A 23,709-nucleotide genomic window follows, 5' to 3' on the forward strand; every position below is an offset into this window, starting at 1 on the left:
AAGCTTGATCGCCTGGCGGCTGCCTCGGCGCGATCTCACGCGATGCCCCTCCACGCGGTTGGAGGGGCACGTCACATCTTTCCCGCCTACGTCGCGCTCAGGTTGAGCGTTTGCTCAAGCTCAGCGCCGGCGGTTTCGCCAACACGCCAGCGCGCCATCAAGCGATCCCACTTTGTCCGCACCGCGGCCAGGTTACGTGCCTTGACATGGCCGTAGCCGCGAATCTCTTCAGGCAGGCGCGCGATCTCAAGCGCCAACGTGAGGTTGTGGGTCGAGAGCGTCGTGAGAAGTTCTTCGATACAGGCGCGGTATTCGCCAATCAATGCACGCTCCGTCCTGCGTTCGTCGGTGTAGCCGAACGGATCCAGCCCGGTACCGCGCAGGCCCTTGAGCCTGGCGAGTCCGCGAAAAGCGCGGCGCATCCACGGGCCAAAGGCCTGCTTGACGAGTTCGCCCTTCTCGTTGTGTTTGGCCAGCAAAGGCGGCGCCAGATGATGAACAAGTTTGTAATCCCCTTCAAACATCGCCGCAATTTTGGCGGTAAATTCTGGCGCGGTTTGCAGCCGCGCTACTTCGTATTCGTCCTTGTAAGCCATCAGTTTGAACAGATAACGCGCGACCGCCTCGGTGAGTTGGGTGCTGGCAAGCGGAGCTTCGGCAGCGCGCACCTTCTCGACGAACGAACTGTATCGACTGGCGTAGGCACGATTCTGGTAAGCAGTGAGGAACTCAACGCGCTTGGCAACCATATCGGCGATCGATGGCTTTCTGACGAACTCGATCACCTTCGGGACCGCAAAGCTCGCTTGCACAGCCTGCAGATCGTGGGCGCAACGACGGCCCCACTCGAATGCCGCCTTGTTGTTTTCGACTTGCACCGCGTTCAATTCGATGGCTCGCATCAGCGCGTCACGCGACAGCGGCACGCGGCCTTTCTGCCATGCGTAGCCGAGCATCAGCAGGTTGGTGTAGATCGACTGCCCGAGTAGCGCGGTGGCGACCTGCTCGGCATCGAACATGCCAACGTGATCAGCGCCGACCGCCGCGGAGATGGAGGTCATGCAACGGTCGACCGGAGACTGCCAGTCTGGATTGCGGATCGCTTCCGCCGTCGGCACGCCGTGGGTGTTCAAGGCGACGAAAGTGTGACCTTGACGCATCGTCGCGAGCGTCGTCTTGTTGGCGCCCACGATCGCATCGCATGCGATCACCAGATCGGCCATGGCGACGGCGACCTTGGTTGCGTGAAGCGCCTCCGGGTCGCGGGCGATCTGGATATGGCTCCAGGTGGCGCCGCCCATTTGCGCCATGCCAGTGGCATCCTGCGTGATTACGCCCTTGCCTTCCAGGTGGGCAGCCATGCCGAGCACCTGGCCGATGGTGACGACGCCGGTACCACCCACGCCCGCCACGACGATGCCCCATGCCAGATCCGCCGCCGGCAACACCGGCTCGGGAATCGACGGGAAGTCGGTGTGCTTCGCCTTGCCTGCCGCCGCAGGCTTTCTGAGCTGCCCGCCCTCGACCGTGACGAAGCTCGGACAGAAACCTTTGACGCAGGAAAAGTCCTTGTTGCAGGTGTCCTGATTGATGCGCCGTTTGCGGCCGAACTCGGTTTCCACGGGTTGAACCGCGAGACAGTTGCTTTGCACGGAACAGTCCCCGCAGCCCTCGCACACGAGTTCGTTGATGATCACACGCTTCGCCGGATCCGCCATGGTGCCGCGCTTGCGCTCGCGTCGCTTCTTGGTCGCACAGACCTGGTCGTAGACGATGACGGTGACGCCCGATACGTCGCGAAGCTCACGTTGCACGGCATCGAGATCGTCGCGGTGACGGACGGTGACGCCGGGCGCGAGGTTGGCCGTCCCGTCGTACCTGTCCGGCTCATCGGTGACAACGACGATCCGCTTCGTGCCTTCTGCCGCGAGCTCGCGCGTCATGGCCGGCACGTCGAGTTGCCCACCGACCGGCTGCCCGCCGGTCATGGCCACTGCGCTGTTAAACAGGATCTTATAGGTGACGTTGATGTCCGCAGCGATCGCTTGCCGGACAGCGAGCGACCCGGAATGGTTGTACGTGCCGTCGCCGAGATTGGCGAACATGTGCGAGCGCGTGCTGAACGGCGCCTGACCGACCCATGGCACGCCTTCGCCGCCCATCTGGCTCCAGGAGGTCGTCGAACGGTCCATCCAGACCGCCATTCCATGACAGCCGATGCCGGCCATCGCGATCGAGCCGTCAGGCACCTGGGTGCTCGTGTTGTGCGGGCAACCGGGGCAGAACCACGGCAGGCGATTGCCATCACTGCCGTCGTTGGCGACGAGTTCGCGTTCCTTGGCCTCGATGATTGCGATGCGCGCATCCATCCGCGCGGCGACGTCTTCAGGCACACCCAGCATCTTCAGGCGACGGGCAATAGCCTTGGCGATGAGCGCAGGCGTGAGGTCTGCGTTGGCGCGCAGCAGCCAATTCGCGCCAGGGTTGCTGTGACTCCACTCTCCGCCAAAGTGTTCGCCATCGCGTTCGTTGTACTTGCCAATTACATGAGGCCGAGCGTTGGGCGCACAGTGATAGAGCTCGTCCTTGAGTTGCTGCTCGATCAGCGGGCGCTTTTCCTCGACAACAAGTATTTCTCGCAGACCGTGTGCGAATTCGCGCACGCCGGTTGGCTCCAGCGGCCAGATCACGCTGACTTTGTGCAAACGGATGCCGAGGGTGCGGCACAGAGCGTCATCCAGGCCGAGGTCGGCCAGCGCTTGCCTCGTATCACTGAAGGCCTTGCCGCTCGCGATGATGCCGAAGCGATCCCGCGGCCCCTCGATCACGTTGCGATTGAGGCGGTTGGCGCGGATGTAGGCCAGCGCGGCCGGCCACTTGACCTCCATCAGCCGCGCTTCCTGAACCAGCGGTTCGTCCGGCCAACGGGCATGAACGCCGCCTGGCGGCATCTGGAAGTCTTCGGGCAGCAGAATCGGAACGCGGCCAGCATCGACGACAACTGACGACGCCGCCTCGATCACCTCCTGAACCGTTTTCATGCCAGCCCATAGACCGGAATAACGGCTCATCGCCAACGCATGAAGTCCGAGATCGAGAATCTCCTGAACACTCGCCGGAAAGAAGACCGGCATCCCGCAAGCGATCAGGGTCGGGTCGCTTTGATGCGCAAGGGTGCTGCTCTTGGACAGATGATCGTCACCGGCCACCGCGAGCACGCCGCCCAGCGGCGCGGTGCCAGCCAGGTTGGCATGCTTCAGTGCGTCTGCGCTGCGGTCCACGCCCGGTCCCTTCGCGTACCAGATCCCGAACACGCCATCGTACTTCCTGGTGGCGGGATCGAAATCAAGCTGCTGCGATCCCCAGACGGCCGTAGCGGCCAGTTCCTCGTTGAGGCCGGGCTGGAACACGACGTGGTGAGCAGCGAGATGTTTTTTCGCTTGCCACAGTGCCTGGTCATAAGTGCCGAGCGGCGAGCCCCGGTAGCCAGAAATGAAGGCCGCGGTATTGTGTCCCGCGCGTGCATCGCGTTCGCGCTGCAGCATCGGCAGGCGCACGAGCGCCTGGACGCCGTTCATGAACGCGTGGCCCGTCTCCAGCGTGTATTTGTCGTCGAGTGTGACGACTTCGAGAGCCTTGCGGGTGGCATCGGAAAGCGGGGCATTCATGTAGCGGTTACTCCGAAGTGGTGAGCGGGCGGCAGGCGAGAGTGCCCGGGCCGCTTACGTCGCGATTCATTGATCCCGACGGGTGTCAGTAGGTTGTGTCGTTGATGCCGGGAAGCTGATGCCGAACTGCTCACCCAGCGCGCGAAGCTCCTGCGCGATCTCGGGGGGCAGCATGATGCCGCGCTGCCGGCGCTCGCGTTCCATTGCGTCGCCACGGTGGCCAGGCAGCCTCGCGTCGTCGCCGCCCGAGTTCAGGTAGGTCCCGGTCCATTGCGACATGTATTCGTCAAAGACTCCCTGCGTGGCAAATGCGCCGGGTTTCACCATCCAGAGGAAGCCACCCTGTCGTCCTGCGGCGCCCGCCTTCTGAACATCGTCTCTTGCGGTGCCGAGCGAATCTGCGGTGGCGGTCAGTGCACCAGCGAGGCATTCCACCATCATCGCAATGCCGATTCCCTTGTGTCCGCCCATAGGCAGCAGCGAGCCACCTAGCGCGCGATCCGCGTCGGTGGTCGGCGTACCCGACGCGTCCAGCGCCCAGCCAGCGGGGATCGGCTTACCTTCGCGTGCGGCGAGCAGAATATGTCCGCGCGCGGCGACGCTGCACGCGATGTCGAAAACGAGCGGAGCCTGGCCAGGCACAGGACAACCGAAGGCAATCGGGTTGTGGCCGATGGCTGCGTGCTGGAAGCCTTCCATCGCGAGGATCGGCGGCGTACGTTGGCCGATCATGCTGAATGCACCCGCCTCGGCGCCGAGCAAGGCGTGGATGCCGAGCGCGCCGAGGTGGCCGCTCGATTGCACCGCAATCAGCACCGATGCGCTGGTTGCGAGGGCCTCGATCCCGAGTCGTACCGCGTAGGGGCCGGCGAGTTGTCCCATCGCGCCGTCTGCATCGAGCACGATCCCGCCTGGGAACGTGCGGTGGCGCATGGTTGGGCGCGGGTTGAAGTCGCCTGCTCGCAGACGCTCGGTATAAGAGGCCATGCGCGTCATGCCGTGTGTCTTATAGCCTCGCAGTTCGCTGCGCACCAGCACGGCGGCGGCTTCGACCGCCTGGTCAGCTGGCATGCTGCAGGCTTCGAAGATCCGCGCTGTCCAGTCCTCGAGTGCCTGACAATTCCATTGGTTATTCGCCATCGCTGTTCCTAACTCATGACCACGAGACGTTCTGAAAACGGCCCGGAATACACGCATTGGTAATAAAGGGGCTGGTCGCGCAACGTGTAACCACGCAATTCCATGATGAAGCCGGGCGCGTCCGTCCTCGACTCGAGCTCGCGAGCGGCCGTGGCGGGAAGCGCCGCGAAGCGGATCCACTGGTCGACTCGCAGCGTGGGCAGCGAGAGCCGCTGGCCGAGCAGTTCACGCAGGTTCTTCTCGAGCGAAACGCGGTCGAGATCGCCCAGTTGCGCGAAGTGGTCCTCCCGCAACCAGAACTCGCTGTAGAGATCAACGCGTCCGCCGATGCTGATGGACCGCTCGATGCGGACGAACTCCTCGCCACCGAGGAACGTTGACCACGGTCCGTTGCGCTTCAGCCGCTTGACGGAGCGTGCATGCACGTAGGACGCCAGCTCTTTGTTCTCCGCGTCGCGAAAGCGCAGGTAGCGCACGTCAGCGGGCGCCACCTGGGTGCCCGAGACAAACGTTCCCCGGCCTTGCTCGCGGGTGATCAGTCCAGAGTGCACCAGCCGGGCGAGAGCCTTCTGAATGGTGCCTACGCTCACGCCGTGACTCGCCGCGAGTTCTCCCTCGGAGGGCAACTTGTCCCCCTCGCGGAGCGACCCGGATTCGATGTGACGGATGATGGCGTCGGCCACGCTGGCAAGCTTGGTCACTTCGGTATCCTCAAAGGCTGCGTTCGAACCGGCTGATCGCAATCTCCCGGACGTTCAGCACTTCGCTCGTGAGTTGCGTACCGGAGGCGACGTCCACTGCGTACTCGAAGAGCTGATCACCGAGCGCGGAAATTTTCATTCCGGCTTCGAGAATCCCGCTGACATCGAAATCGATATTGTCCGCCATCGTGCGAACCGTATTCAGGTTGCCGCAGACCTTGACTGTCGGCGCGATGGTATTGCCGATGGGATTGCCGACGCCGGTGCCAAAGAAGATCAGCTGGCAGCCGCTTGCGGCCATCGCGGTCAGGTTTTCGACGGCAGCTGCCGGCGCGTCCATAAAGTGCAGGCCCTTGCGCTTCGGCGCTTCGCCGTAGCCGAGAACGCCGACCAGCGGGCTCGAACCGGCCTTCGCCATCGCGCCAAGCGCCTTTTCTTCGACGGTCGTCAGGCCGCCGCGCTTGTTGTCAGGCGACGGTTGTGCGTCGCGCATGTCGACGCCGCGGCTGATCGCGACGTTCTCCATGTTGCGCACGGCGTCCACGAAGGCCTTTCTGACCGAATCGTCGGCGGCGCGTGCGGCAAACAGGTGGTCCGCGCCAATGAACTCCGACGTTTCCGAAATGATGACCGTGGCGCCCGCTTCGATCAGATGATCGGCCATGCGACCGATAGTCGGATTGCAGCTGAGCCCCGAGGTTGTGTCCGATCCGCCGCATTCCACGCCGATGATCAGTTCAGAAACGGGGCACGGCTCCCGTCTGGCCCTGGATGCGCCCAGCGCGAGCCGCGCGGCCCGCCGGGTGCCGTCGGCAATGCAGTTGATGGTGCCATCGGGCTGCAGGTGGACCGCTTCGACCGGCTTGCCGGTGGACCGGATGCGGCGCGCCACTTCCTCGGTCGACGACGGTTCCAGTCCAACCAGCAGCACGGCTGCGATATTGGGATTGCGCCCGAGGCCGGCCAGTGAATCGAAGGTGAAATCCAGGTCGGCGCCGAACTGTCCACGCACGAAAAGCGTGGTGATAGGAACGCAACCGTTCACTGCCTGGGCAATTGCCCGCGTAGCTGGGTTGCAGTTGTCCATGACGGAAATCACCGCCACCCAGTTGCGTACGCCGACGGCGCCATTTTCACGCCGGTAGCCAAGAAATGTTTGCATCATCTGCTTACCCCTTATTCAGGTCGCCGCGCCCGCGGGCGGACTCAATGTTATGAACGTGGGTGTGCTCACCCACCTTGAGCGCACAGCTGGCCTTGCCGATGATTTGGCCGTACTTGAGCACATTTGCGCCTTGCGGGGTGTCGGCGACACAGACCTTGTGACCGAATGGCACATCCTGGAGCAGCGTGACATGGCCAGACGCCTCTCCCTGCAGGGTGCAGGCTTCTCCGGCGCGTCCGGAGTCGATCAGCGTAGCCACATTGTCGGACCGGTTAAGTACGATGGCGCGAGACATGATCAAAGTCCTATATAGAAGTGTGATTGAAATGTAGCCAGCGTGCGGCGCACAGTCAAGGAAAATTCGCCTAGGTACTTGCACTAGCCGGCCGCATCGGAAATAACACCTATATAGAAGTTCTTGACGATGACGCACAGGGACGCCTATATTCGATACCAATGACGGTGCAGTTCTGCCGGGATCAACAGGAGACGCAGACATGAAGGTGGCTTCACACCTCGAGACGATTCGGAGACTGGAGGGGCTGCGCGCCCGGCTCGAACCGTTGGATGACTTCGAGCTGTGGTTCTGGGCAGGCATGACAGCCGGGACGCACGCCGTGAATGCCGCACTCCACCATGCAGCGGTGACGCGTGACGACGATGTGTTTCCGACTCAGCCTGGCGTCTATCTGGTTGCGCAGCCAGACGGATCGCTCAAGCCTGCTTTTCATCCGCTGGCAGATGTGCTGCATGTTGGCCGCCCGAAGGTGGAGGCGGCGGTGCCAGAAGACGTCGCGGCGATGATGCACCAGATGGAGATCATCGAACGGCATCGCGACCCGTGCGTGCGGGATGGCGTCGCGCCCAGTGTGGCGATCGTGGATGAATGCGCTGCTGCGCTGGGCGAGTGTCTTCGGTTGTTGAACAAGCGAATGGAGGAAAGCGCCACATGAATACCGAGCACCATATGGCTGCGGCAGCGCGCATCGAGCACTCGCTCGAAAAGTGCCTTCCGCAAGACTGCGAGATGAAGATTGAAGGGGCGATGCTGGCCGGCACGCATTGGCTCAACGCCGAGCTGCATCGCTCGGGCGTGACGCTGCCAGCGAGTGACGTTATGCATACCTACCTTCTGACGGTCAACGAATATCGACGGCTGTGCGTCGCGGACGGCGAGATGGTTCGCGCGCTGTCGGAGATCGAAGATTTGCGTGCGCCATTCGTGCGCGGCAACTGGCCGGGCGCGCAGGCGGCAGCGGACCGTGCGCTCGCGCTGCTAGCGGTGATTCGCACAAGGGTGATGGCGGGCGCCGGCTGATCGGGATCAGAAGCGCCCCATATTCAACGGAGGAGACAACAGTGAAAGCAGTACGCGTAGTACCGACGCCGGACGGCGGCAAGATCGAGATCCAGGACATTCCCGTTCCGCAGGTCGGTGCTGGACAGGTGCTGGTCAAAGTGCGGGCGGCCGGCCTGAATCGTGGCGAGATCAACCAGGCTCGCGAGCTTCGCTCGGGCAACGTCATAACCGCGGGCGTGGAATTCGCCGGGGAAGTGGCCGAGGTCGGCGACGGCGTGAACGGCTGGCGCAAAGGCGACCGCGTGATGGGTCATGGCCGCAGCTGTCAGGCGGAATACGTGATCTCTGACCCGCTTGCGCTGATGCCCATTCCGCAGAACCTGTCGTGGATCGACGCGGCAGCATTCGCGAATGTTTTCGTCACGGCACATGATGCGGTCGTGACCAACGGTCAACTACGCAAAGGCGAGTCGATCCTGATCAATGGCGCATCGGGCGGCGTAGCGATGGCTGCGATCCAGATCGCGTCGGTGCTCGGGGCGAAACCCGTAATCGCGATGTCGCGCTCGGCTGCCAAGCTCGACAAGCTCGCGCGGTTCGGCGTTGACGTCGGTATCGATTCGTCGCGCGAGTCGCAGGTCGACGCCGTGATGGCCGCGACCGACAAACGCGGCGTCGACGTCATCATCGACACGGTGGGTGGCCCGGTCTTCGAAGCGAATATGGAATGCCTCGCGGTCAAGGGACGTCTCGTCAATATCGCGCGGCTCGGGTCCGCCACCGCCCAGATCGATCTGACCAAGCTGTGGCTCAAGCGTCTGAAGCTGATTGGCGTCACGTTCCGCACCCGTACCGAACAGGAACGGCTCGAATGCATCCAGGCGTGCGCGCGCGACCTGCTGCCGTTTCTCGAGGCGGGACGCCTTGGATTGCCGATCGACCGGACATTTTCGATTGACGCGATTGCCGACGCGCACGCCTACATGCAACTCGATCAGCACGTCGGCAAGATCGTGCTGACGGTGGCATGAGAACCTCACATGAACAGCATCGCTAAACAGGAGACGCAAATGAGCATCCGCATTACTCCGCTGACTGGCTCGGTTGGAGCCCTGGTCGAAGGCATCAATCTGAACGAATCCGTCAGCCGCGATACGTTTGAGGTCCTGCATCGGGCATTCCTCGAACACTGCGTCCTCGTGTTCCGCGGCCAGAATCTGCAGCCGGCGGCGCACGTCGAATTCGCGAGGCTTTGGGGCAACCCGGCCCAGAGCAATCCGTTGGATCCGGCGGTGCCGGGCTACCCCGGTCTGATCCAGGTCACGAAAATCCCGAAAGAGACCGCGTCGACGGAAGCCTGGCATTCGGATTCGATCTACACCCCGGCACCGCCCAAAATCTCGATTCTTTCCGCGGTTGTGGTGCCGCATGGCGGCGACACGATGTGGTGCAACCAGTACGTGTCGTACGACCGCCTGTCGCCGACCATGCAGCGCATGCTCGAGGGTCTGCGTGCACGGTTCACAGGGCTGCGTCTTGCACGCATGAGAGGGATCGACAAAATTCCCACGGCCGTTCATCCGATCGTGCGCACCCATCCGGAAACGCACCGTAAGGCCCTATACGTCGGCCACCCCGAGACCGCGCAGCAGATCGAGGGCATGACGGTCGCCGAGAGCCGGCCGCTGCTCGACTTCCTGTACGAGCATTCGACGCCCCCCGACAACGTCTACCGCCACATGTGGCAAGCGGGCGACGTGGTGATGTGGGACAACCGCTGCACGATGCACTATGCCGTGCATGACTACGGCGAGGCAGAGCGCGTGTTGAACCGGATCACGCTCGAAGGGGAAGTGCCGATCTGACGCGCCTCGCTTCAGTCAACAGATGGTAGGGCGTCGCGGCGAATAGCTGCTGGCTGTGTCTTTTTATTGATTGGTTCAGCGAACCAATTGCGAAGCAAAAGCATATTGGGCGGAAAGAGGGGATCAGATGAAAAAGACAAAAATCGCAATGACGGCGGCGGCCGCGATCGCATCGGCGCCTGTATTTGCACAAAGCTCGGTCACGCTGTACGGGATCGTGGATACAGGCATCGAGTTTTTCACGCATGCCACACCGACCGGCGGCTCCGTTGCGCGCATGCCAGTGATCGGCGGAGGGGACGTGCCGTCGCGCTGGGGGATCCGGGGCACGGAGGACCTGGGTGGCGGACTGAAAACGGTCTTTACACTGGAAAGCGGCTTTTCCGCGTCGAACGGTGCGCTCCAGCAGGGCGGACGTCTGTTCGGCCGGCAGGCTTATGTCGGCTTGAGCGGCCCTTGGGGGCAACTCACGTTTGGCCGGCAGTACAGCATGACGAACTGGGGGATGGTTGAATCGAACATCATCGGCTCGGGGGGATTCGGCGGCCTTGCGTCGTTCGATCCTTTTCTGCTCGCTGCGCGCTTCGATAACGACGTGGTGTACATGGGCACGTTTTACGGCGTGACGGTCGGAGCAAGCTACTCGTTCGGCCGCGATTCGAGTGCGGCGGCAAATTGCCCAGGCCAGTCCGGTAACGACTTCCTCGCCTGTCGCGCCGTGACCGGCATGCTCAAGTATGAAGGTAATGCCTGGGGCGTGGCCGCCACCTATGACGAACAGCGCGGCGGTGCAGGCGCGACGCCGGTCACTGTCGTCCCGGGTGCGCCGGGTGTTGCCTTCACGAAGTCCGGCGATACCGACCGACGTTATCAACTGGCCGCGCACGTCGACATCAAGTCGGTGCGGGTAGGCGCGGGATGGCTGCACAGGGTGGTGGAGGGCGACGTACGGTCGGCCAAAGTCGATATCGGGTACCTCGGTGCATCGGTGCCGTACGGCGCATGGATCTTCGATGCGCAGGTCGCGCATATCAATAACGGCGACTTCGACGCCAACGGCACGATGGGCACATTGCGGGCGAACTACAACTTGAGCAAGCGCACCGCGCTTTACGGTGTATTCGCCTACATGAAGAACAGCGGCAAACAGGGCATCTACTCGGTGTCGGCTTCCAGTGCGGTGCCGGCGGCTCCGCATCCCGGTTCGAATCAGCTGGGCGCGGAGATCGGCATTCGTCATCTTTTCTGATCGAAGCGTCGGCGCGGTCACGTCGCACAGCGCGAGTGCGTGCAGCGAACGGTGATTGGTCGCGTTTCGACAAACATCGCGGATACGGGCGAGCGACGGTCGCGAAGGCGGCGGCCGTCCGGTTCGTCCACCAGATTGAAAAACGCTTTCGCGCAGACATGCGTAATGTGAGGTTGTAAATGGAGATTGGAATACCCGCAGAGGCGAAAGGCCGGAAGGCACTGGTCGCCGCGACGCCCGAGACGGTCAAGACGCTCGTCGCCCAGGGGCACGGGGTCACTGTCGAGGCGGGAGCCGGCGAGTGTGCCCACTACACCGACGACGCGTATCGAAACGCTGGCGCACAGATTGGCGATGCGGCAGCGGCCTTCGGCGCGCAGATCGTCCTGAAGGTCGCCTCGCCAACTGCCGACGAGTTGCCGCTGATGAAACGCGGTGCCGTGCTGGCCGGCATGCTCGATCCCTTCAACGCTGAGAACGCGCAGCGCCTTGCCGCTGCCGGTGTGACCGCGTTCGCGCTGGAAGCCGCGCCGCGCTCGACGCGCGCACAGAGTCTCGACGTGCTTTCGTCGCAGGCCAACATCGCAGGCTACAAGGCTGTGCTGATTGCGGCGCATCACTATCCGCGGTTTATGCCGATGCTGATGACGGCGGCGGGCACCGTCAAGGCGGCGCGCGTGCTGGTGCTTGGCGCGGGCGTCGCGGGCCTGCAGGCGATCGCGACCGCCAAGCGCCTGGGCGCCGTGATCGAGGCATCCGACGTGCGTCCCGCTGTCAAGGAGCAGATCGAATCGCTCGGTGCGAAGTTCCTCAACGTCGCTTACGAGACCGAAGAAGAGCGCGAAGCTGCGCAGGGTGTCGGCGGCTATGCGCGGCCAATGCCGGCGAGTTGGCTGCAACGCCAGGCGGCGCTCGTTCACGAGCGCGCGAAGCAGGCGGATGTGATCATCACGACCGCGCTGATTCCGGGCCGGGCCGCGCCGACGCTGATCTCCGCCGAAACGGTGCAGGCGATGAAGGCGGGCTCGGTGATCGTCGATCTCGCAGCGGGACGTGGTCCCGTCGTCAATGGGCACCTTGGCGGCAACTGCCCACTCACCGAACGGGACAAGGTCATCGTCACGGAGAACGGCGTGCAGATCGTCGGCTACACGAACCTCGCGTCGATGGTGCCGTCCGACGCGTCGGCGCTCTACGCGCGCAACCTGCTCGACTTCCTGAAGCTGATCATCACGAAGGAAGGCGCGCTCAATATCGATCTCGCGGACGACATCGTCGCGGCCACGCTGCTGGCCCGCGACGGTGAAGTTACGCGCAAGGCTTAAGAGGAGACGGGTGATGGAAGTCATCAACCACACCGTGATCAATCTGATCATTTTCGTGCTGGCGATTTACGTCGGCTACCACGTTGTCTGGAACGTCACGCCGGCGCTGCATACGCCGCTAATGGCCGTGACCAATGCGATTTCGGCGATCGTCATTGTCGGCGCGATGCTGGCGGCGGGACTGACCGTCGGCAGCGCGGGCAAGCTGTTCGGCACCGTCGCCGTCGCGCTCGCTGCCGTCAACGTATTCGGCGGCTTTCTCGTCACGAGGCGAATGCTGGAGATGTTCAGGAAGAAAGAGCCGAAGAAGATGGCCGGCCATCGAATCGCCGCAAAGGAGGGTGTGTAAATGAGCACGAACGTCGTTACGCTGCTGTATCTCATTGCGTCGGTGTGCTTCATCCAGGCGCTCAAAGGGCTGTCCAATCCGAAGAGTGCGCGCGCCGGTAACGTGTTCGGCATGGCCGGCATGACCATCGCGATTCTCACGACGATCGCGTTGATCGCGCAGCAGGCGGCGGCGCTGAAATGGAACCTTGCGCTCGGCCTGTCGCTGGTGTCTGTCGCACTGATTGTCGGCGGCGCGATCGGTTCATTCGTCGCGGCGCGCGTCGAGATGACGAAGATGCCCGAACTGGTCGCGGCGATGCACTCGCTGATTGGTCTCGCCGCTGTCTGCATCGCCTATGCGGTCGTGTCGGAGCCGGCCGCGTTCGGGCTTGGCGCTGAAGAGGGCATGCCCGGCTTCCTGCCTTACGGCAATCGCATCGAGCTGTTCATCGGCACGTTCGTCGGCGCGATCACGTTCTCCGGTTCAGTGATCGCGTTCGGCAAGCTGTCGGGCAAGTACAAGTTCCGGTTGTTTCAGGGCGCGCCGGTCGTCTACGGCGGCCAGCATCTGATCAACCTGATGCTCGCGCTCGCGATGTTCGGCTTCGGCATCCTGTTCTTCCTCACGCAGTCGTGGCTGCCGTTCATCATCATGACGACCATCGCGTTCGTGCTCGGCGTGCTGATCATCATCCCGATCGGCGGCGCGGACATGCCGGTCGTCGTGTCGATGCTGAACTCGTACTCAGGCTGGGCGGCGGCGGGTATCGGCTTCTCGCTGAACAATCCGATGCTGATCATCGCCGGCTCGCTGGTCGGTTCGTCGGGTGCGATCCTGTCGTACATCATGTGCCGGGCGATGAACCGCTCGTTCTTCAACGTGTTGCTGGGCGGCTTCGGCAATACACCTGGCGCGGCGGCGGCTGGTGGCACGGCGGAACAGCGTCCGGTGAAATCCGGTTCGGCGGACGATGCGTCGTTCATGCTCGGCAACGCCGAGACCGTGGTGATCGTGCCGGGCTACGGGCTGGCGGTGGCGCGTGCGCAGCATGCGTTGAAGGAACTGACTGACAAGCTGATCGAGAAGGGCATCGAAGTGAAGTACGCGATTCACCCGGTGGCGGGCCGCATGCCGGGTCACATGAACGTGTTGCTCGCCGAGGCGGAAGTGCCGTACGACATGGTGTTCGAAATGGAGGACATCAACGGGGAGTTCGGCCAGGTCGACGTGGTGCTGGTGCTTGGCGCGAACGACGTGGTGAATCCGGCCGCGAAGAACGATCCGCAGTCGCCGATCGCCGGCATGCCGATTATCGAGGCGTACAAGGCGCGCACGGTGATCGTCAACAAGCGTTCGATGGCGGCGGGCTATGCGGGGCTCGACAACGACCTGTTCTACATGGACAAGACGATGATGGTGTTCGGCGATGCGAAGAAGGTCATCGAGGACATGGTGAAGGCAGCTGCGTAAGAGCGCGCGGTCACCGCAGAACTCAGACGAGAGGATGTATGGCGGAACTCTATCTGGTCCGGCACGGGCAGGCGTCGTTCGGTAGTGGCAACTACGACCAGCTTTCCGAAGTCGGCGAGCGCCAGGCCGTGTGGCTCGGCGAATATTTTTCGCAACAGGACGCGATTTTCGACCGCGTGATCACGGGCACGATGCGTCGGCACAGACAGACCCTCGACGCGATCATTCAGGGCCTTGGCCGCACCGTGACGCATATCGAGCAGCATGCCGGACTGGACGAGTACGACTTTCATGCACTGTTCGAAGCACTGGGCCCGCAGCACGGGGCGCTGAAGGCCTTGCGGCATGGGTCGAAAGACGACTTCTTCAAGGGACTGCGGCAGGTGCTTCAGCTGTGGTCGGAAGACGGCATCGACGGACCCATTCCCGAAGCATGGGCGAGCTTTCAGCGTCGCGTGTCGGAGGCAAGGCGCGCTATTCAGGACGGTCCCGGAAAGCGCGTGCTGGCGGTGACCTCGGGCGGCGTGATGGCCGTCATGGCGCAGCAGGTGTTGAGGTCGCCGGCCGACACGGCCATCGCGCTGAACATGCAGATTAGCAACAGCAGCTTTTGCCGTTTCTTCTTTAACGAACGTGCATGGCAGCTTGGCAGCTTCAATTGCGATCCGCATCTCGATCGCGTCGACCGCCGACGCTATCAGACGTACGCGTAACGACAGGAGATGATTGAATGACAACTACGGATACCACTGATATCGATATCGGCGCACTCGCGCCGTATCTGGAGCGGTCGATTCGGGGCTTTAGCGGGCCTGCGTCCGCGCACAAATTCACCGGCGGTCAATCGAACCCGACCTTTCTGCTCAAGGCCGCAAGTGGCAACTATGTATTGCGTAGACAACCGTCGGGACCACTCCTGAAGTCGGCTCACGCGGTGGATCGCGAGTTTCGCGTGCTGGACGCGCTCGCCGCGACGGACGTGCCGGTCGCTCGCGCGTATCACCTGTGCGAAGACAAGGACGTGATCGGCACGATGTTCTATGTGATGAGCTTCGAAGAGGGACGTATTTTCTGGAATCCGGCGTTGCCCGAGATCGCTCGCGAACAGCGGCGGGACTACTACGACGCGATCGTTCGCGCGATGGCGACGCTTCACGACGTGGATATCGACGTCGTGGGTCTGACCGATTATGGCCGCGCGGGCAATTACTTCGAGCGACAGATCGGGCTCTGGACACGGCAGTACCGCGCCGCCGAGACAGAACGCATAGACGCGATGGAGGCCCTGATCAAGTGGTTGCCTGTTCATTGCCCCGTGCAACAGGGTGCGCCTTCTCTCGTGCATGGCGATTTTCGCATCGACAACCTCATCTTTGATCCGCACGAATGCCGTATCAAGGCATTGCTCGACTGGGAGCTGTCGACGTTGGGCCACCCGCTGGCCGACCTCGCCTATTTTTGCATGTGCCTCCGGCTTCCCGCGAACGGCCCGATCGTCGGGCTTCAAGGCAAGAACAGAGCCGCGCTGGGCCTGCCGGGTGAAAAGGAAATCGTTGCCCGATATTGCGAACTGCGTGGCATCCCGGTGATTTACGGCTGGTCCTTCTATGTCGCGATGAGTTTCTTCCGGCTAGCCGCCATCGTGCAAGGGGTCAAAAAGCGTGCGTTGGACGGCAATGCGTCGCATGCAAACGCGCAAGAAGTCGGGGCGATGGCGCAGACGCTGGCGCGTATGGCGCTAGACGTCCTCGAGGAACAAGACTGATCCGTCAGCTCGATGACGGACCGCCGGATCCATTCATTTAAAGAGTAACCATCAACATGAGCACTAATCTCTTCAATCTGACCGGCAAGGTCGCACTCGTCACCGGTGCAAGTAGGGGAATCGGTGAAGAGATAGCCAGCCTGCTTGCTCAACAGGGCGCGCATGTCATCGTGACGAGCCGCAAGCTGGAAGACTGCGAAGCCGTATGCAGGCGCATTCGCGAAGACGGTGGAAGTGCGGAGGCAATAGCCTGCCACGTCGGGCGCATGGACGACATCGCAAAAACCTTCGCTCATATCCGGGCAGTCCACCCGCGGCTGGACATTCTGGTCAACAACGCGGCGGCGAACCCCTATTTCGGCCACATACTCGACACGGATCTCGCGGCATTCGACAAGACCGTGGAGGTCAATATTCGCGGCTACTTCTTCATGTCGGTAGAAGCTGGACGGATGATGCGGGAACAGGGCGGCGGCGCGATCGTCAACACGGCGTCGATCAATGCATTGCAGCCGGGGGACATGCAGGGCATTTATTCGGTCAGCAAGGCGGCCGTCGTCAACATGACGAAAGCATTCGCGAAAGAATGCGGACCCTTCGGCATACGCGTGAATGCGCTCCTTCCAGGTTTGACCAGAACGAAGTTCGCCGGCGCACTGTTCGAAACGAAATCGATTTACGACGAATGGATGGGGCGCATTCCTTTGCGTCGCCACGCTGAACCGCGCGAGATGGCGGGCACCGTGCTCTACCTCGTGTCCGACGCCGCGAGTTACACGAACGGCGAATGCATCGTCGTCGACGGTGGATTGACCCTCTGACGCCCGCAATAACGGAGACATCATGCAATTCGACTACACGCCGAACGTCAGACTCATGCAGCAGCGGTTGCTGGCGTTCTTTGACGAACACATCTACCCAAACGAAGCGCGCTACCTCGAGGAGATACGGACGAACCGGCAGGCCGGCAATGCCTGGGTGCCGACTCGCGTCATAGAAGAACTGAAGCCGCTTGCGCGAAAGGCGGGCTTGTGGAATCTGTTCCTGCCGCGCTCGACGCGTGCGCCTGAGGGATTGACCAATCTCGAGTATGCGCCGCTGTGCGAAATCATGGGCCGGGTGCCCTGGTCGCCGGAAGTATTCAACTGTTCGGCGCCCGACACGGGCAACATGGAAACGCTCGAACGCTATGCGACCGAAGCACTGAAGGACCGCTGGCTGGAGCCGCTTCTGCACGGGGAGATCCGCTCTGCGTTCCTGATGACGGAGCCAGCGGTCGCATCATCGGACGCAACGAATATTGCCTGCCGCATCGAGCGCGACGGCGACCATTACGTGGTCAATGGCACGAAGTGGTGGTCGTCCGGTGCCGGCGACCCGAGATGCAAAGTCTATATCGTCATGGGTAAGACCGATCCCGACGCGCCGCGCCACGCACAGCAGTCGATGATCGTCGTACCGGCGGATACGCCGGGCATCACGGTGAAGCGTTTCCTGCCGGTGTACGGCTACGACGATGCCCCGCACGGTCATATGGAGATCGAGTTGCGCGATGTGCGTGTGCTGGCTTCCAACCTGTTGCTTGGAGAGGGACGTGGCTTCGAGATCGCGCAAGGGCGGTTGGGCCCTGGGCGTATTCATCACTGCATGCGCAGTATCGGCGCCGCCGAGCGTGCACTCGAATTGATGTGCACGCGCAGCCTGGAACGCGTCGCTTTCGGCAAGCCGCTCGGTGAGCATGGCGTCACGCAGGAACGCATCGCACAGGCACGGTGTGAAATCGAAATGACGCGTCTGTTGACGCTCAAGGCCGCATACATGATGGATACGGTTGGGAACAAGGCGGCCAGGGCTGAGATCGCCATGATCAAGGTGGTCGCGCCCAACATGGCCTTGAAGGTGATCGACTGGGCAATCCAGCTACACGGAGCGGCCGGCGTTTCGGACGATTTTCCACTTGCTTATGCATGGGCGAACCAGCGCACGCTGCGGCTTGCCGATGGACCGGACGAAGTTCACCGCAACGCGATCGCCAGGCTGGAACTGGCCCGCTACCGGCGCACACGATCGGCTTGATAGCGATGCCTGTCCGCATCACGAGCGTCGCTAGCGCAAGCTGCACGCATTCGCCGTCTGAAGGAGCAGTAATGCAAAGGGAAGTCGTCGTTGTAAGCGGTGTGCGCACCGCAATCGGCAAGTTCGGTGGCAGTCTCAAACACCTGCCACCGACCGAGCTCGGGGCACTGGTGATGCGCGAAGCGCTTTCGCGAGCCAGCGTGTCGGGAGGCGAAGTCGGCCACGTGGGGTTCGGCAACGTGATCGCGTCCCGCTGACGCGCAGGGTCAATGGGCAGTCGACCGTGTTCGATACCGACGAGCACGTTCGTCTCCAACTCTTCACGATGTGCATTGGCGGAAACCAGGGCATCGCGGCCACATTCGAAAACGTTCGTCGCGTTTAGTGCGCGCGATAGCATACAGAGAGACAAGCATGGCAATCGAAACGATAGGTGTCGTCGGCGCCGGCACGATGGGCAATGGAATTGCGCAGACGGCGGCCATCGCTGGCATGAAGGTCGTGATGATCGACGTGACCGATGAGGTGCTCGCGAAAGGCATGGCCGCGCTGAGCGCGAGCATGGACCGGCTCGTCGCGAAAGAGAAGCTCGATCGTCCCGCGCGTGATGCGGCGCTTGCGCGCATCGAAACTTCGACTGATTATCAGCGACTGGCTGCCGTCGATCTGGTAATCGAGGCAGCCACCGAAAGCGCCGACCTCAAGCTGCGTATCGTGAAGCAGATCGAGTCGGTGGTGAAACACGATGCGATAGTTGCATCAAACACCTCGTCGATTTCAATCACGACGCTCGCTGCATCGCTCACCGATCCGTCGCGCTTCATCGGCATGCACTTCTTTAACCCAGTTCCGCTGATGTCGCTCGTGGAGATCATTCGCGGTCTGCAAACCAGCGACGCCACCGTTGAAGCCGTTCGTGAATTAACCGCGCGGTTGGGGAAGTCGCCAATCGGCGTGAAGAACTCGCCGGCGTTCGTTGTCAACCGCGTTCTGGTACCCATGATAAACGAAGCGTTTTTCGTGCTCGCGGAGGGTGTGGCCAAAGCCGAGGAAATCGACGCCGCAATGCGGCTTGGCGCCAATCACACGATCGGCCCTCTGGCGCTCGCAGATCTTGTCGGGATCGACGTTTGTCTATCGGTTATGGATGTCCTGCTGAAGGACTTTGGCGATCCGAAGTACCGCGCGTGCCCGCTATTGCGCGAACTGGTACAGGCGGGACGATTCGGACGTAAATCCGGTCACGGTGTGTACCGCTATCAGTGATTGTTGCTCTCTCTTAACCGGTACTAGAACTTCCGCAACATTTTCCTCAATCATTCAAATGCGACACGCAGCATGTGCTGTCGCTGGCGTCGGCGCTTGAGGCGTCGATTGTCAGTGCAAATGACGGGGAGAGCGTGCTGGGTTTGTCGGCAGACCAGTTCTGAGGCCCCCGCTAGAAGGCAAGAGCAGTTGCAAAAACAGGAGACACCCGAGGCCGCCTCCTGGTACGAGGACGATGAAGCCGTCAGACTTATGCCGCGTTCTCGCGCACGACCACAAGGCGTTCGGAAAACGGCCCGGAATAGACGCTTTGATAGTAAAGAGCCTGATCGCGCAGCGTGTAGCCACGCATCTCCATGATGAAGCCGGGCGCGTCGGCCTCAACCCCAAGCTCTCGAGCGGCCGTTGGTGGAAGTGGCCCGAAACGGATCCACTGGTCGACTCGTAACGTGGGTAGTGACAGCCGCTGGCCGATCAGTTCGCGCAGGTTCTTATCGAGAGCCTCATTGTCGAGACCGCCCAGTCCAACGAAGTGCTCCTCGCGTAGCCAGAACTCACTATAGAGGTCAAAGTGTCCACCGACGCTGATGATTCTCTCTATGCGAACGAAACCGTCACCACCAAGAAATTCCGACCACGGTCCCTTGCGTTTCATACGCCTTACCGAGCGTCCGTGGACATAGGACGGCAATTCGTTACCCTCGGCGTCGCGAAAGCGCAGGTAGCGAACGTCCGCGGGAGCGACACGGGTACCCGACACAAACGTGCCGCGGCCTTGCTCGCGGGTAATCAGTCCCGAGTGCACGAGACGCGCGAGAGCCTTCTGAATGGTGCCTACGCTTACGCCGTGACTCACCGCGAGTTCGCCCTCGGAGGGAAGGCGGTCACCTTCGCGCAGTGACCCGGATTCGATGTGACGGATGATCGCGTCAGCGACGCTGGAGAGCTTTGTCATGTTTCGACGGCTGCGCTAGAACCGGACAATAGCGATCTCGCTGACTTCATGAGCTTGCCAGTGAGTCTGCCGACTGCCGGTGTCAAAGTGAATTTGGAGAAGACAGGTGGATCATACACCTATATAGGTGTGGAAGGGATTGGACTCAATGAGAACAGGTGGAGAGTTTCTCCGCGGCGCGCATTACTACGCCTTGACACCCCTTCGTCGGGGGCACTGGCAACACCAATGCCTTCAAGGAGCCGGTGATGCATTTAGGGAGTAATAGAACTGATCGGTTGCAGTGCGCCGAATTCGGTTGTCGCTCGTCTGGTCTTTCCGGATCATGTGCGCTAATTCGACACCCGAGAGGATGATGCAGGCGCAACGGAAACCCCCGAAGCCCATCATCGGTTTGACGATGCATTTGATGGCGCGATGGTCCTGCTCCACGATGTGATTCAGATACTTCGTTCGGCGGACCTTGACGGGTTTCTCGTGTCTGGCGTTGGCGCGCTTCGAGCGCGGCCAGACTAGCGCTGCTTGCGTCGATCGTCACCGTCTGCGGCAATCCATGCTGGTTGATAGATTTTTCGAAATAGCGTTGCGCTGCAACCTTGTCCCGGCTCGCCGGCAAAATCTTGATGGCCCAGCGGTGTACCGTTGAATGGTCGACCTCGATTCCGCGTTCGGCCATCATCGCCTCCAGAGGACGCAGACTCATTGGATACGCGACGTACCGACGGCTTCCAACATCTGATAACCGGTGGATGCAATGAACTTTGACTGCACACCCGCTATTGCGCTGCCGTGAGCCTGAGTCCCGGGCGCAGTTCATGAACAACGTCTTCCTGGCGCTTGCGCTGATCGGATACCTGTTCGATGCCTTGTTTAAAAACCGCTTCGCAAAACGCGATGCGTGAGCGGTAATAGTCCGCATGCATCTGCGCATCGAGGACACGCTGTTCAGCCTGGAACAGCTCCACACGCAACTCGCTTAACGCCCGTTCGGACCGCTTCTCGGGGGTAGGAGCGTGATGTGAAGCCCAGTTTGTGATCCACCTCAGCATGATGAAGCCCTCCTGTTTTTTTGGATGCTCTTCGACTGGTCTCAGGTCAGCGACATTCCGGCACCTTCACCAAGATGCCTCCGGCGTCTGGTGCAGGAAAGACTACCAACATTGGGGCAGCATCTGTGTGGCCTTCCGCACCCGTTGTGAAAACGACTCAACGTATGTCGGGGTAGTGGTACTTTTCGACGATCAACCGCATGGTTTGCTCCCACCGTTGCGAGGCCGATCAGCCGACTCCACACGAAACCGGTGCGGCTACCCGAAGGACAAGCGGCCCTCGTTGTGAGCCGCCCGAACTTTTGCACGCTCTCTTGCATGGTTGGCGATCGCCCACCCTCGACATCCGTCGGCAATCGCAGAAGGTAATCTGAATCGGCGGCACCACAGGGACAAGAAGGGGGCAGGCGAATGGACGGGCGGATAAGGCGATGAGTGAATTGTCGTCACGAATGCATCCGATGCGTTGACCGAATGCACAGCCGATTTCTCCATGCTGCTCGTGCTGGCGGCCTGCCGCCGCGCGTCGGAATACGAACGGATCATGCGCAGCGGATGGGGCAAATCGTTCGGCATGACTGAGATGCTGGGTACGCGAGTGAACGGCAAGACACCCGGCATCGTCGGATTGAAGCGGTCGAAGCCATTGAGTCCTGGTGGCGCGTACCGGCCGACCACGGCGCACTCCCGGACGGGTGGACTGGATGCGGCGTGGCCGCTGCTCGCAGCTGGCGTGGCGGGCGCCCGCGAGGGTCGTGGCGTTGCTGCCCCATCTGTCGCAGTGCGGCACGACCCAATCTGCCCAATATGCGGGACGACCCGGATTGCGGCGCCCCGGAGCTCCCGCTTACCATCAACTCCCCGCGCCATTTTCAGCGAGTGCGTCACCGGCAATGCGCCGTCAAAAGCGAGCGCCTTTGCCCACGCAATCCATACAGCACCTACTCGAGCTATCAGGAGGCAAGCATGCTCAGCGCCCATGAATTTGCGACATTGATGCTGGTAAGGGACTCGGCCGACCACATTGCCGAGCGGGAAGAACTTGATACGTTGCTTGAACGCCAGCTCGTCGCCATGGAGAAGCATGCCGGTGGGGGCGTACGGCCTCGCATTACGCAGGAAGGAAGTTCGCTTCTTCGTAACCTTGCGCGTATGCACTGACTTATCCAGCGCGACGACCAGGACGCCTTTGCGGAGGCAGCCATGCAGTTCGACTACAGAGAGTTTCACATCGACGCGTCGCCTCTCGATGAAGGCGGCCGATACTACGCGCGCGCGAAAATTTATCGCCGCGCCTCGGCGGGTATAGATGCCATAGAAGTGAAGTATTCGGGTGACCTCGGCGATTATCCCTCCGACGCGGACGCTATCGATGCGGCGCAGCGTTGGGCGATCCAGTGGTGCGACAACACACCCGCATAGGGCGCGCGATGGATTCCTCTAGCGTCGGTATCGTCCGGGGAGAGGTCCATCGTGGCAATCGGCGTCAGGCGTTTCTACTATGAGTTCGGCGAGAAGGCGGCATATGTCACCGTCAACGGCGTCCGGTATGCGATTCCGCGCGCCGACGCCTGGTCCGACCAGACCAGGTCGGGGAACGCTGCTGCGCCGTGGGGCAAATCGATGTCGATTCCGCTACGGGACGAAATGAAGGGCAGTGGAAAATTTTGCGGTGTGAAGACCGCCAGGCTCGCGCTCAACCCTGACCGCCCGACCTATCACACAGCGGTGCGCAGAGCGACTTACTACCCGGCAGATCACGTGACGTTCACGGCCGTCTCCAGGAAGAAGCCGCGCGCGGGCGGTTCGGCGCATGGCAAAACCGGTCGTGTCGGGCGCGGCAAGGTCGGCGTGGGCGGCATGCGTACCAAGTCGCACAGTTGACGGTGGGTGGGGCGAGTCGCAACTTCCCGGTTCGGGGCCTGGCGGGACCCGTCCCGCTTTTCTTTGAGCGCGTTCGCCTCTGCCGGGGCGCCTCCCAACGAGGCTTGTGATGCGCTTTTCGACTGCACGATGGTTACTTGCGGCAGTTGGAGGTCGCGCGTACATGCTGACGGCGTGATCGTCGAAGCCCGGTAGCCGGCGCGCGCCACGAGTTCCGTTAGCGGCGCATGCCGACGGGGAAGTTCAGGGCGGGAAGGTCGTACGTTTCACACGAAGCGCGGTGAGAATACCTGTCAGGATATCGGCGGGAGGTGGAGGACAACCTGGTATCGTGACGTCGACAGGCAGGAGGTTCGACAGCGGTCCACACACGGCATAGCTGTCCTTGAAGATGCCACCCGTGCACGCGCACTCGCCGACTGCGACCACCAGTTTGGGATGTGGCGTCGCTTCATACGCTTGCCGTACCGCTTCCTTCATGTTCAGCGTGAGCGGGCCTG

The 23,709-nt window shown here is 61.8% G+C and carries 25 protein-coding genes and 3 pseudogenes; 18 read left to right on the forward strand and 10 right to left on the reverse strand.

Annotation, left to right across the window (positions count from 1 at the left end; genetic code table 11):
* Positions 1–86 precede the first annotated feature (86 nt).
* The 5 genes from F6X42_RS32595 to F6X42_RS32615 form a co-directional block, all read right to left on the reverse strand.
* The gene (locus tag F6X42_RS32595; protein ID WP_187638128.1) at positions 87–3,668 is read right to left on the reverse strand and encodes an indolepyruvate ferredoxin oxidoreductase family protein; all 3,582 of its coding nucleotides are present in this window, start codon (positions 3,666–3,668) and stop codon (positions 87–89) included.
* Positions 3,669–3,734: 66 nt separating this feature from the next.
* Positions 3,735–4,808 carry an Ldh family oxidoreductase gene (locus F6X42_RS32600; RefSeq protein ID WP_187638129.1) on the reverse strand — a complete coding sequence of 358 codons (1,074 nt, stop codon included), beginning with the start codon at positions 4,806–4,808 and terminating at the stop codon, positions 3,735–3,737.
* Positions 4,809–4,816: 8 nt separating this feature from the next.
* Positions 4,817–5,509 carry a GntR family transcriptional regulator gene (locus tag F6X42_RS32605; RefSeq protein WP_187638130.1) on the reverse strand — a complete coding sequence of 231 codons (693 nt, stop codon included), beginning with the start codon at positions 5,507–5,509 and terminating at the stop codon, positions 4,817–4,819.
* Positions 5,510–5,519: 10 nt separating this feature from the next.
* The gene (locus tag F6X42_RS32610) at positions 5,520–6,674 is read right to left on the reverse strand and encodes a UxaA family hydrolase (protein WP_187638131.1); all 1,155 of its coding nucleotides are present in this window, start codon (positions 6,672–6,674) and stop codon (positions 5,520–5,522) included.
* A 4-nt stretch (positions 6,675–6,678) separates the two neighbouring features.
* Positions 6,679–6,969: a UxaA family hydrolase gene (locus F6X42_RS32615; protein ID WP_184056502.1), complete on the reverse strand. Its 291-nt coding sequence runs from the start codon at positions 6,967–6,969 to the stop codon at positions 6,679–6,681.
* Positions 6,970–7,171: 202 nt separating this feature from the next.
* Between F6X42_RS32615 and F6X42_RS32620 the strand changes: the two genes are divergently transcribed.
* The 13 genes and pseudogenes from F6X42_RS32620 to F6X42_RS32680 form a co-directional block, all read left to right on the forward strand.
* Positions 7,172–7,627 (forward strand): hypothetical protein, encoded by a 456-nt coding sequence (locus F6X42_RS32620; RefSeq protein ID WP_187638132.1) that lies wholly within the window; start codon positions 7,172–7,174, stop codon positions 7,625–7,627.
* Entirely contained in the window at positions 7,624–7,992 is a 369-nt protein-coding gene (locus F6X42_RS32625) for a hypothetical protein (RefSeq protein WP_187638133.1), read from the forward strand. Before F6X42_RS32620 ends, F6X42_RS32625 begins: the two co-directional genes overlap by 4 nt.
* A gap of 41 nt (positions 7,993–8,033) precedes the next feature.
* Complete coding sequence (locus F6X42_RS32630; protein ID WP_187638134.1) at positions 8,034–9,005, forward strand: zinc-binding dehydrogenase; 972 nt, start codon at positions 8,034–8,036, stop codon at positions 9,003–9,005.
* Between the two features lie 39 nt (positions 9,006–9,044).
* Positions 9,045–9,839 carry a TauD/TfdA dioxygenase family protein gene (locus F6X42_RS32635; protein ID WP_187638150.1) on the forward strand — a complete coding sequence of 265 codons (795 nt, stop codon included), beginning with the start codon at positions 9,045–9,047 and terminating at the stop codon, positions 9,837–9,839.
* Positions 9,840–9,966: 127 nt separating this feature from the next.
* Positions 9,967–11,088, forward strand: coding sequence for a porin (locus tag F6X42_RS32640; protein WP_187638135.1), 1,122 nt, complete (start codon positions 9,967–9,969; stop codon positions 11,086–11,088).
* A gap of 179 nt (positions 11,089–11,267) precedes the next feature.
* A complete protein-coding gene (locus F6X42_RS32645) occupies positions 11,268–12,413 on the forward strand; it encodes a Re/Si-specific NAD(P)(+) transhydrogenase subunit alpha (protein ID WP_187638136.1) in 1,146 nt (381 codons plus the stop codon).
* Positions 12,414–12,426: 13 nt separating this feature from the next.
* Entirely contained in the window at positions 12,427–12,762 is a 336-nt protein-coding gene (locus F6X42_RS32650) for an NAD(P) transhydrogenase subunit alpha part 2 (RefSeq protein ID WP_187638137.1), read from the forward strand.
* The gene (locus F6X42_RS32655) at positions 12,763–14,214 is read left to right on the forward strand and encodes an NAD(P)(+) transhydrogenase (Re/Si-specific) subunit beta (protein ID WP_187638138.1); all 1,452 of its coding nucleotides are present in this window, start codon (positions 12,763–12,765) and stop codon (positions 14,212–14,214) included.
* A gap of 38 nt (positions 14,215–14,252) precedes the next feature.
* Positions 14,253–14,927: a histidine phosphatase family protein gene (locus F6X42_RS32660; protein ID WP_187638139.1), complete on the forward strand. Its 675-nt coding sequence runs from the start codon at positions 14,253–14,255 to the stop codon at positions 14,925–14,927.
* Positions 14,928–14,944: 17 nt separating this feature from the next.
* The gene (locus F6X42_RS32665) at positions 14,945–15,979 is read left to right on the forward strand and encodes a phosphotransferase (RefSeq protein WP_187638140.1); all 1,035 of its coding nucleotides are present in this window, start codon (positions 14,945–14,947) and stop codon (positions 15,977–15,979) included.
* A 56-nt stretch (positions 15,980–16,035) separates the two neighbouring features.
* The gene (locus F6X42_RS32670) at positions 16,036–16,800 is read left to right on the forward strand and encodes an SDR family oxidoreductase (protein WP_187638141.1); all 765 of its coding nucleotides are present in this window, start codon (positions 16,036–16,038) and stop codon (positions 16,798–16,800) included.
* 22 nt (positions 16,801–16,822) lie between these two features.
* Entirely contained in the window at positions 16,823–18,055 is a 1,233-nt protein-coding gene (locus tag F6X42_RS32675; protein WP_187638142.1) for an acyl-CoA dehydrogenase family protein, read from the forward strand.
* Between the two features lie 71 nt (positions 18,056–18,126).
* A pseudogene (locus F6X42_RS32680) lies at positions 18,127–18,300 on the forward strand (thiolase family protein); the annotation flags it as partial.
* Between the two features lie 75 nt (positions 18,301–18,375).
* On the opposite strand, the gene F6X42_RS44440 reads toward F6X42_RS32680, so the two are convergent.
* A complete protein-coding gene (locus F6X42_RS44440) occupies positions 18,376–18,618 on the reverse strand; it encodes a hypothetical protein (protein ID WP_246530327.1) in 243 nt (80 codons plus the stop codon).
* Here F6X42_RS44440 and F6X42_RS32685 point away from each other — a divergent pair.
* On the forward strand, positions 18,509–19,321 hold the full coding sequence (locus tag F6X42_RS32685) for a 3-hydroxybutyryl-CoA dehydrogenase (protein ID WP_246530326.1): 813 nt from the start codon (positions 18,509–18,511) through the stop codon (positions 19,319–19,321). The two genes, F6X42_RS44440 and F6X42_RS32685, sit on opposite strands and share 110 nt — an antisense overlap.
* A gap of 250 nt (positions 19,322–19,571) precedes the next feature.
* Here F6X42_RS32685 and F6X42_RS32690 read toward each other — a convergent pair whose 3' ends face one another.
* From F6X42_RS32690 to F6X42_RS32700, 3 genes and pseudogenes are all read right to left on the reverse strand, one after another.
* A complete protein-coding gene (locus F6X42_RS32690) occupies positions 19,572–20,276 on the reverse strand; it encodes a GntR family transcriptional regulator (RefSeq protein ID WP_187638144.1) in 705 nt (234 codons plus the stop codon).
* A 234-nt stretch (positions 20,277–20,510) separates the two neighbouring features.
* A pseudogene (locus F6X42_RS32695) lies at positions 20,511–21,000 on the reverse strand (DDE-type integrase/transposase/recombinase); the annotation flags it as partial.
* 52 nt (positions 21,001–21,052) lie between these two features.
* The gene (locus F6X42_RS32700; RefSeq protein WP_187638145.1) at positions 21,053–21,325 is read right to left on the reverse strand and encodes a hypothetical protein; all 273 of its coding nucleotides are present in this window, start codon (positions 21,323–21,325) and stop codon (positions 21,053–21,055) included.
* A 439-nt stretch (positions 21,326–21,764) separates the two neighbouring features.
* On the opposite strand from F6X42_RS32700, the pseudogene F6X42_RS45660 reads away from it, so the two are divergent.
* From F6X42_RS45660 to F6X42_RS32715, 4 genes and pseudogenes are all read left to right on the forward strand, one after another.
* Positions 21,765–21,962: pseudogene (locus F6X42_RS45660) on the forward strand (D-glycerate dehydrogenase); the annotation flags it as partial.
* A 329-nt stretch (positions 21,963–22,291) separates the two neighbouring features.
* Positions 22,292–22,486 carry a hypothetical protein gene (locus tag F6X42_RS32705; protein WP_187638146.1) on the forward strand — a complete coding sequence of 65 codons (195 nt, stop codon included), beginning with the start codon at positions 22,292–22,294 and terminating at the stop codon, positions 22,484–22,486.
* Between the two features lie 42 nt (positions 22,487–22,528).
* On the forward strand, positions 22,529–22,747 hold the full coding sequence (locus tag F6X42_RS32710; RefSeq protein ID WP_187638147.1) for a hypothetical protein: 219 nt from the start codon (positions 22,529–22,531) through the stop codon (positions 22,745–22,747).
* Positions 22,748–22,798: 51 nt separating this feature from the next.
* Positions 22,799–23,209 carry a hypothetical protein gene (locus F6X42_RS32715; RefSeq protein WP_187638151.1) on the forward strand — a complete coding sequence of 137 codons (411 nt, stop codon included), beginning with the start codon at positions 22,799–22,801 and terminating at the stop codon, positions 23,207–23,209.
* 243 nt (positions 23,210–23,452) lie between these two features.
* Here F6X42_RS32715 and F6X42_RS32720 read toward each other — a convergent pair.
* On the reverse strand, positions 23,453–23,709 hold a 257-nt coding region (locus tag F6X42_RS32720), incomplete at its 5' end, for an NADH-quinone oxidoreductase subunit B family protein (RefSeq protein ID WP_376776479.1).

It is taken from the genome of Paraburkholderia podalyriae, from assembly GCF_014397785.1.
Lineage (GTDB): Bacteria > Pseudomonadota > Gammaproteobacteria > Burkholderiales > Burkholderiaceae > Paraburkholderia > Paraburkholderia podalyriae.

What these genes read in the sequence shown, in the direction of transcription:
- F6X42_RS32595 (WP_187638128.1), bottom strand. Translation starts at nt 3,668, where the DNA reads ATGAATGCCCCGCTTTCCGATGCCACCCGCAAGGCTCTCGAAGTCGTC.
- F6X42_RS32600 (WP_187638129.1), bottom strand. Translation starts at nt 4,808, where the DNA reads ATGGCGAATAACCAATGGAATTGTCAGGCACTCGAGGACTGGACAGCG.
- F6X42_RS32610 (WP_187638131.1), bottom strand. Translation starts at nt 6,674, where the DNA reads ATGATGCAAACATTTCTTGGCTACCGGCGTGAAAATGGCGCCGTCGGC.
- F6X42_RS32615 (WP_184056502.1), bottom strand. Translation starts at nt 6,969, where the DNA reads ATGTCTCGCGCCATCGTACTTAACCGGTCCGACAATGTGGCTACGCTG.
- F6X42_RS32620 (WP_187638132.1), top strand. Translation starts at nt 7,172, where the DNA reads ATGAAGGTGGCTTCACACCTCGAGACGATTCGGAGACTGGAGGGGCTG.
- F6X42_RS32625 (WP_187638133.1), top strand. Translation starts at nt 7,624, where the DNA reads ATGAATACCGAGCACCATATGGCTGCGGCAGCGCGCATCGAGCACTCG.
- F6X42_RS32635 (WP_187638150.1), top strand. Translation starts at nt 9,045, where the DNA reads ATGAGCATCCGCATTACTCCGCTGACTGGCTCGGTTGGAGCCCTGGTC.
- F6X42_RS32640 (WP_187638135.1), top strand. Translation starts at nt 9,967, where the DNA reads ATGAAAAAGACAAAAATCGCAATGACGGCGGCGGCCGCGATCGCATCG.
- F6X42_RS32645 (WP_187638136.1), top strand. Translation starts at nt 11,268, where the DNA reads ATGGAGATTGGAATACCCGCAGAGGCGAAAGGCCGGAAGGCACTGGTC.
- F6X42_RS32650 (WP_187638137.1), top strand. Translation starts at nt 12,427, where the DNA reads ATGGAAGTCATCAACCACACCGTGATCAATCTGATCATTTTCGTGCTG.
- F6X42_RS32655 (WP_187638138.1), top strand. Translation starts at nt 12,763, where the DNA reads ATGAGCACGAACGTCGTTACGCTGCTGTATCTCATTGCGTCGGTGTGC.
- F6X42_RS32660 (WP_187638139.1), top strand. Translation starts at nt 14,253, where the DNA reads ATGGCGGAACTCTATCTGGTCCGGCACGGGCAGGCGTCGTTCGGTAGT.
- F6X42_RS32665 (WP_187638140.1), top strand. Translation starts at nt 14,945, where the DNA reads ATGACAACTACGGATACCACTGATATCGATATCGGCGCACTCGCGCCG.
- F6X42_RS32670 (WP_187638141.1), top strand. Translation starts at nt 16,036, where the DNA reads ATGAGCACTAATCTCTTCAATCTGACCGGCAAGGTCGCACTCGTCACC.
- F6X42_RS32675 (WP_187638142.1), top strand. Translation starts at nt 16,823, where the DNA reads ATGCAATTCGACTACACGCCGAACGTCAGACTCATGCAGCAGCGGTTG.
- F6X42_RS32685 (WP_246530326.1), top strand. Translation starts at nt 18,509, where the DNA reads ATGGGCAATGGAATTGCGCAGACGGCGGCCATCGCTGGCATGAAGGTC.
- F6X42_RS44440 (WP_246530327.1), bottom strand. Translation starts at nt 18,618, where the DNA reads ATGCTCGCGCTCAGCGCGGCCATGCCTTTCGCGAGCACCTCATCGGTC.
- F6X42_RS32690 (WP_187638144.1), bottom strand. Translation starts at nt 20,276, where the DNA reads ATGACAAAGCTCTCCAGCGTCGCTGACGCGATCATCCGTCACATCGAA.
- F6X42_RS32700 (WP_187638145.1), bottom strand. Translation starts at nt 21,325, where the DNA reads ATGCTGAGGTGGATCACAAACTGGGCTTCACATCACGCTCCTACCCCC.
- F6X42_RS32705 (WP_187638146.1), top strand. Translation starts at nt 22,292, where the DNA reads ATGCTCAGCGCCCATGAATTTGCGACATTGATGCTGGTAAGGGACTCG.
- F6X42_RS32710 (WP_187638147.1), top strand. Translation starts at nt 22,529, where the DNA reads ATGCAGTTCGACTACAGAGAGTTTCACATCGACGCGTCGCCTCTCGAT.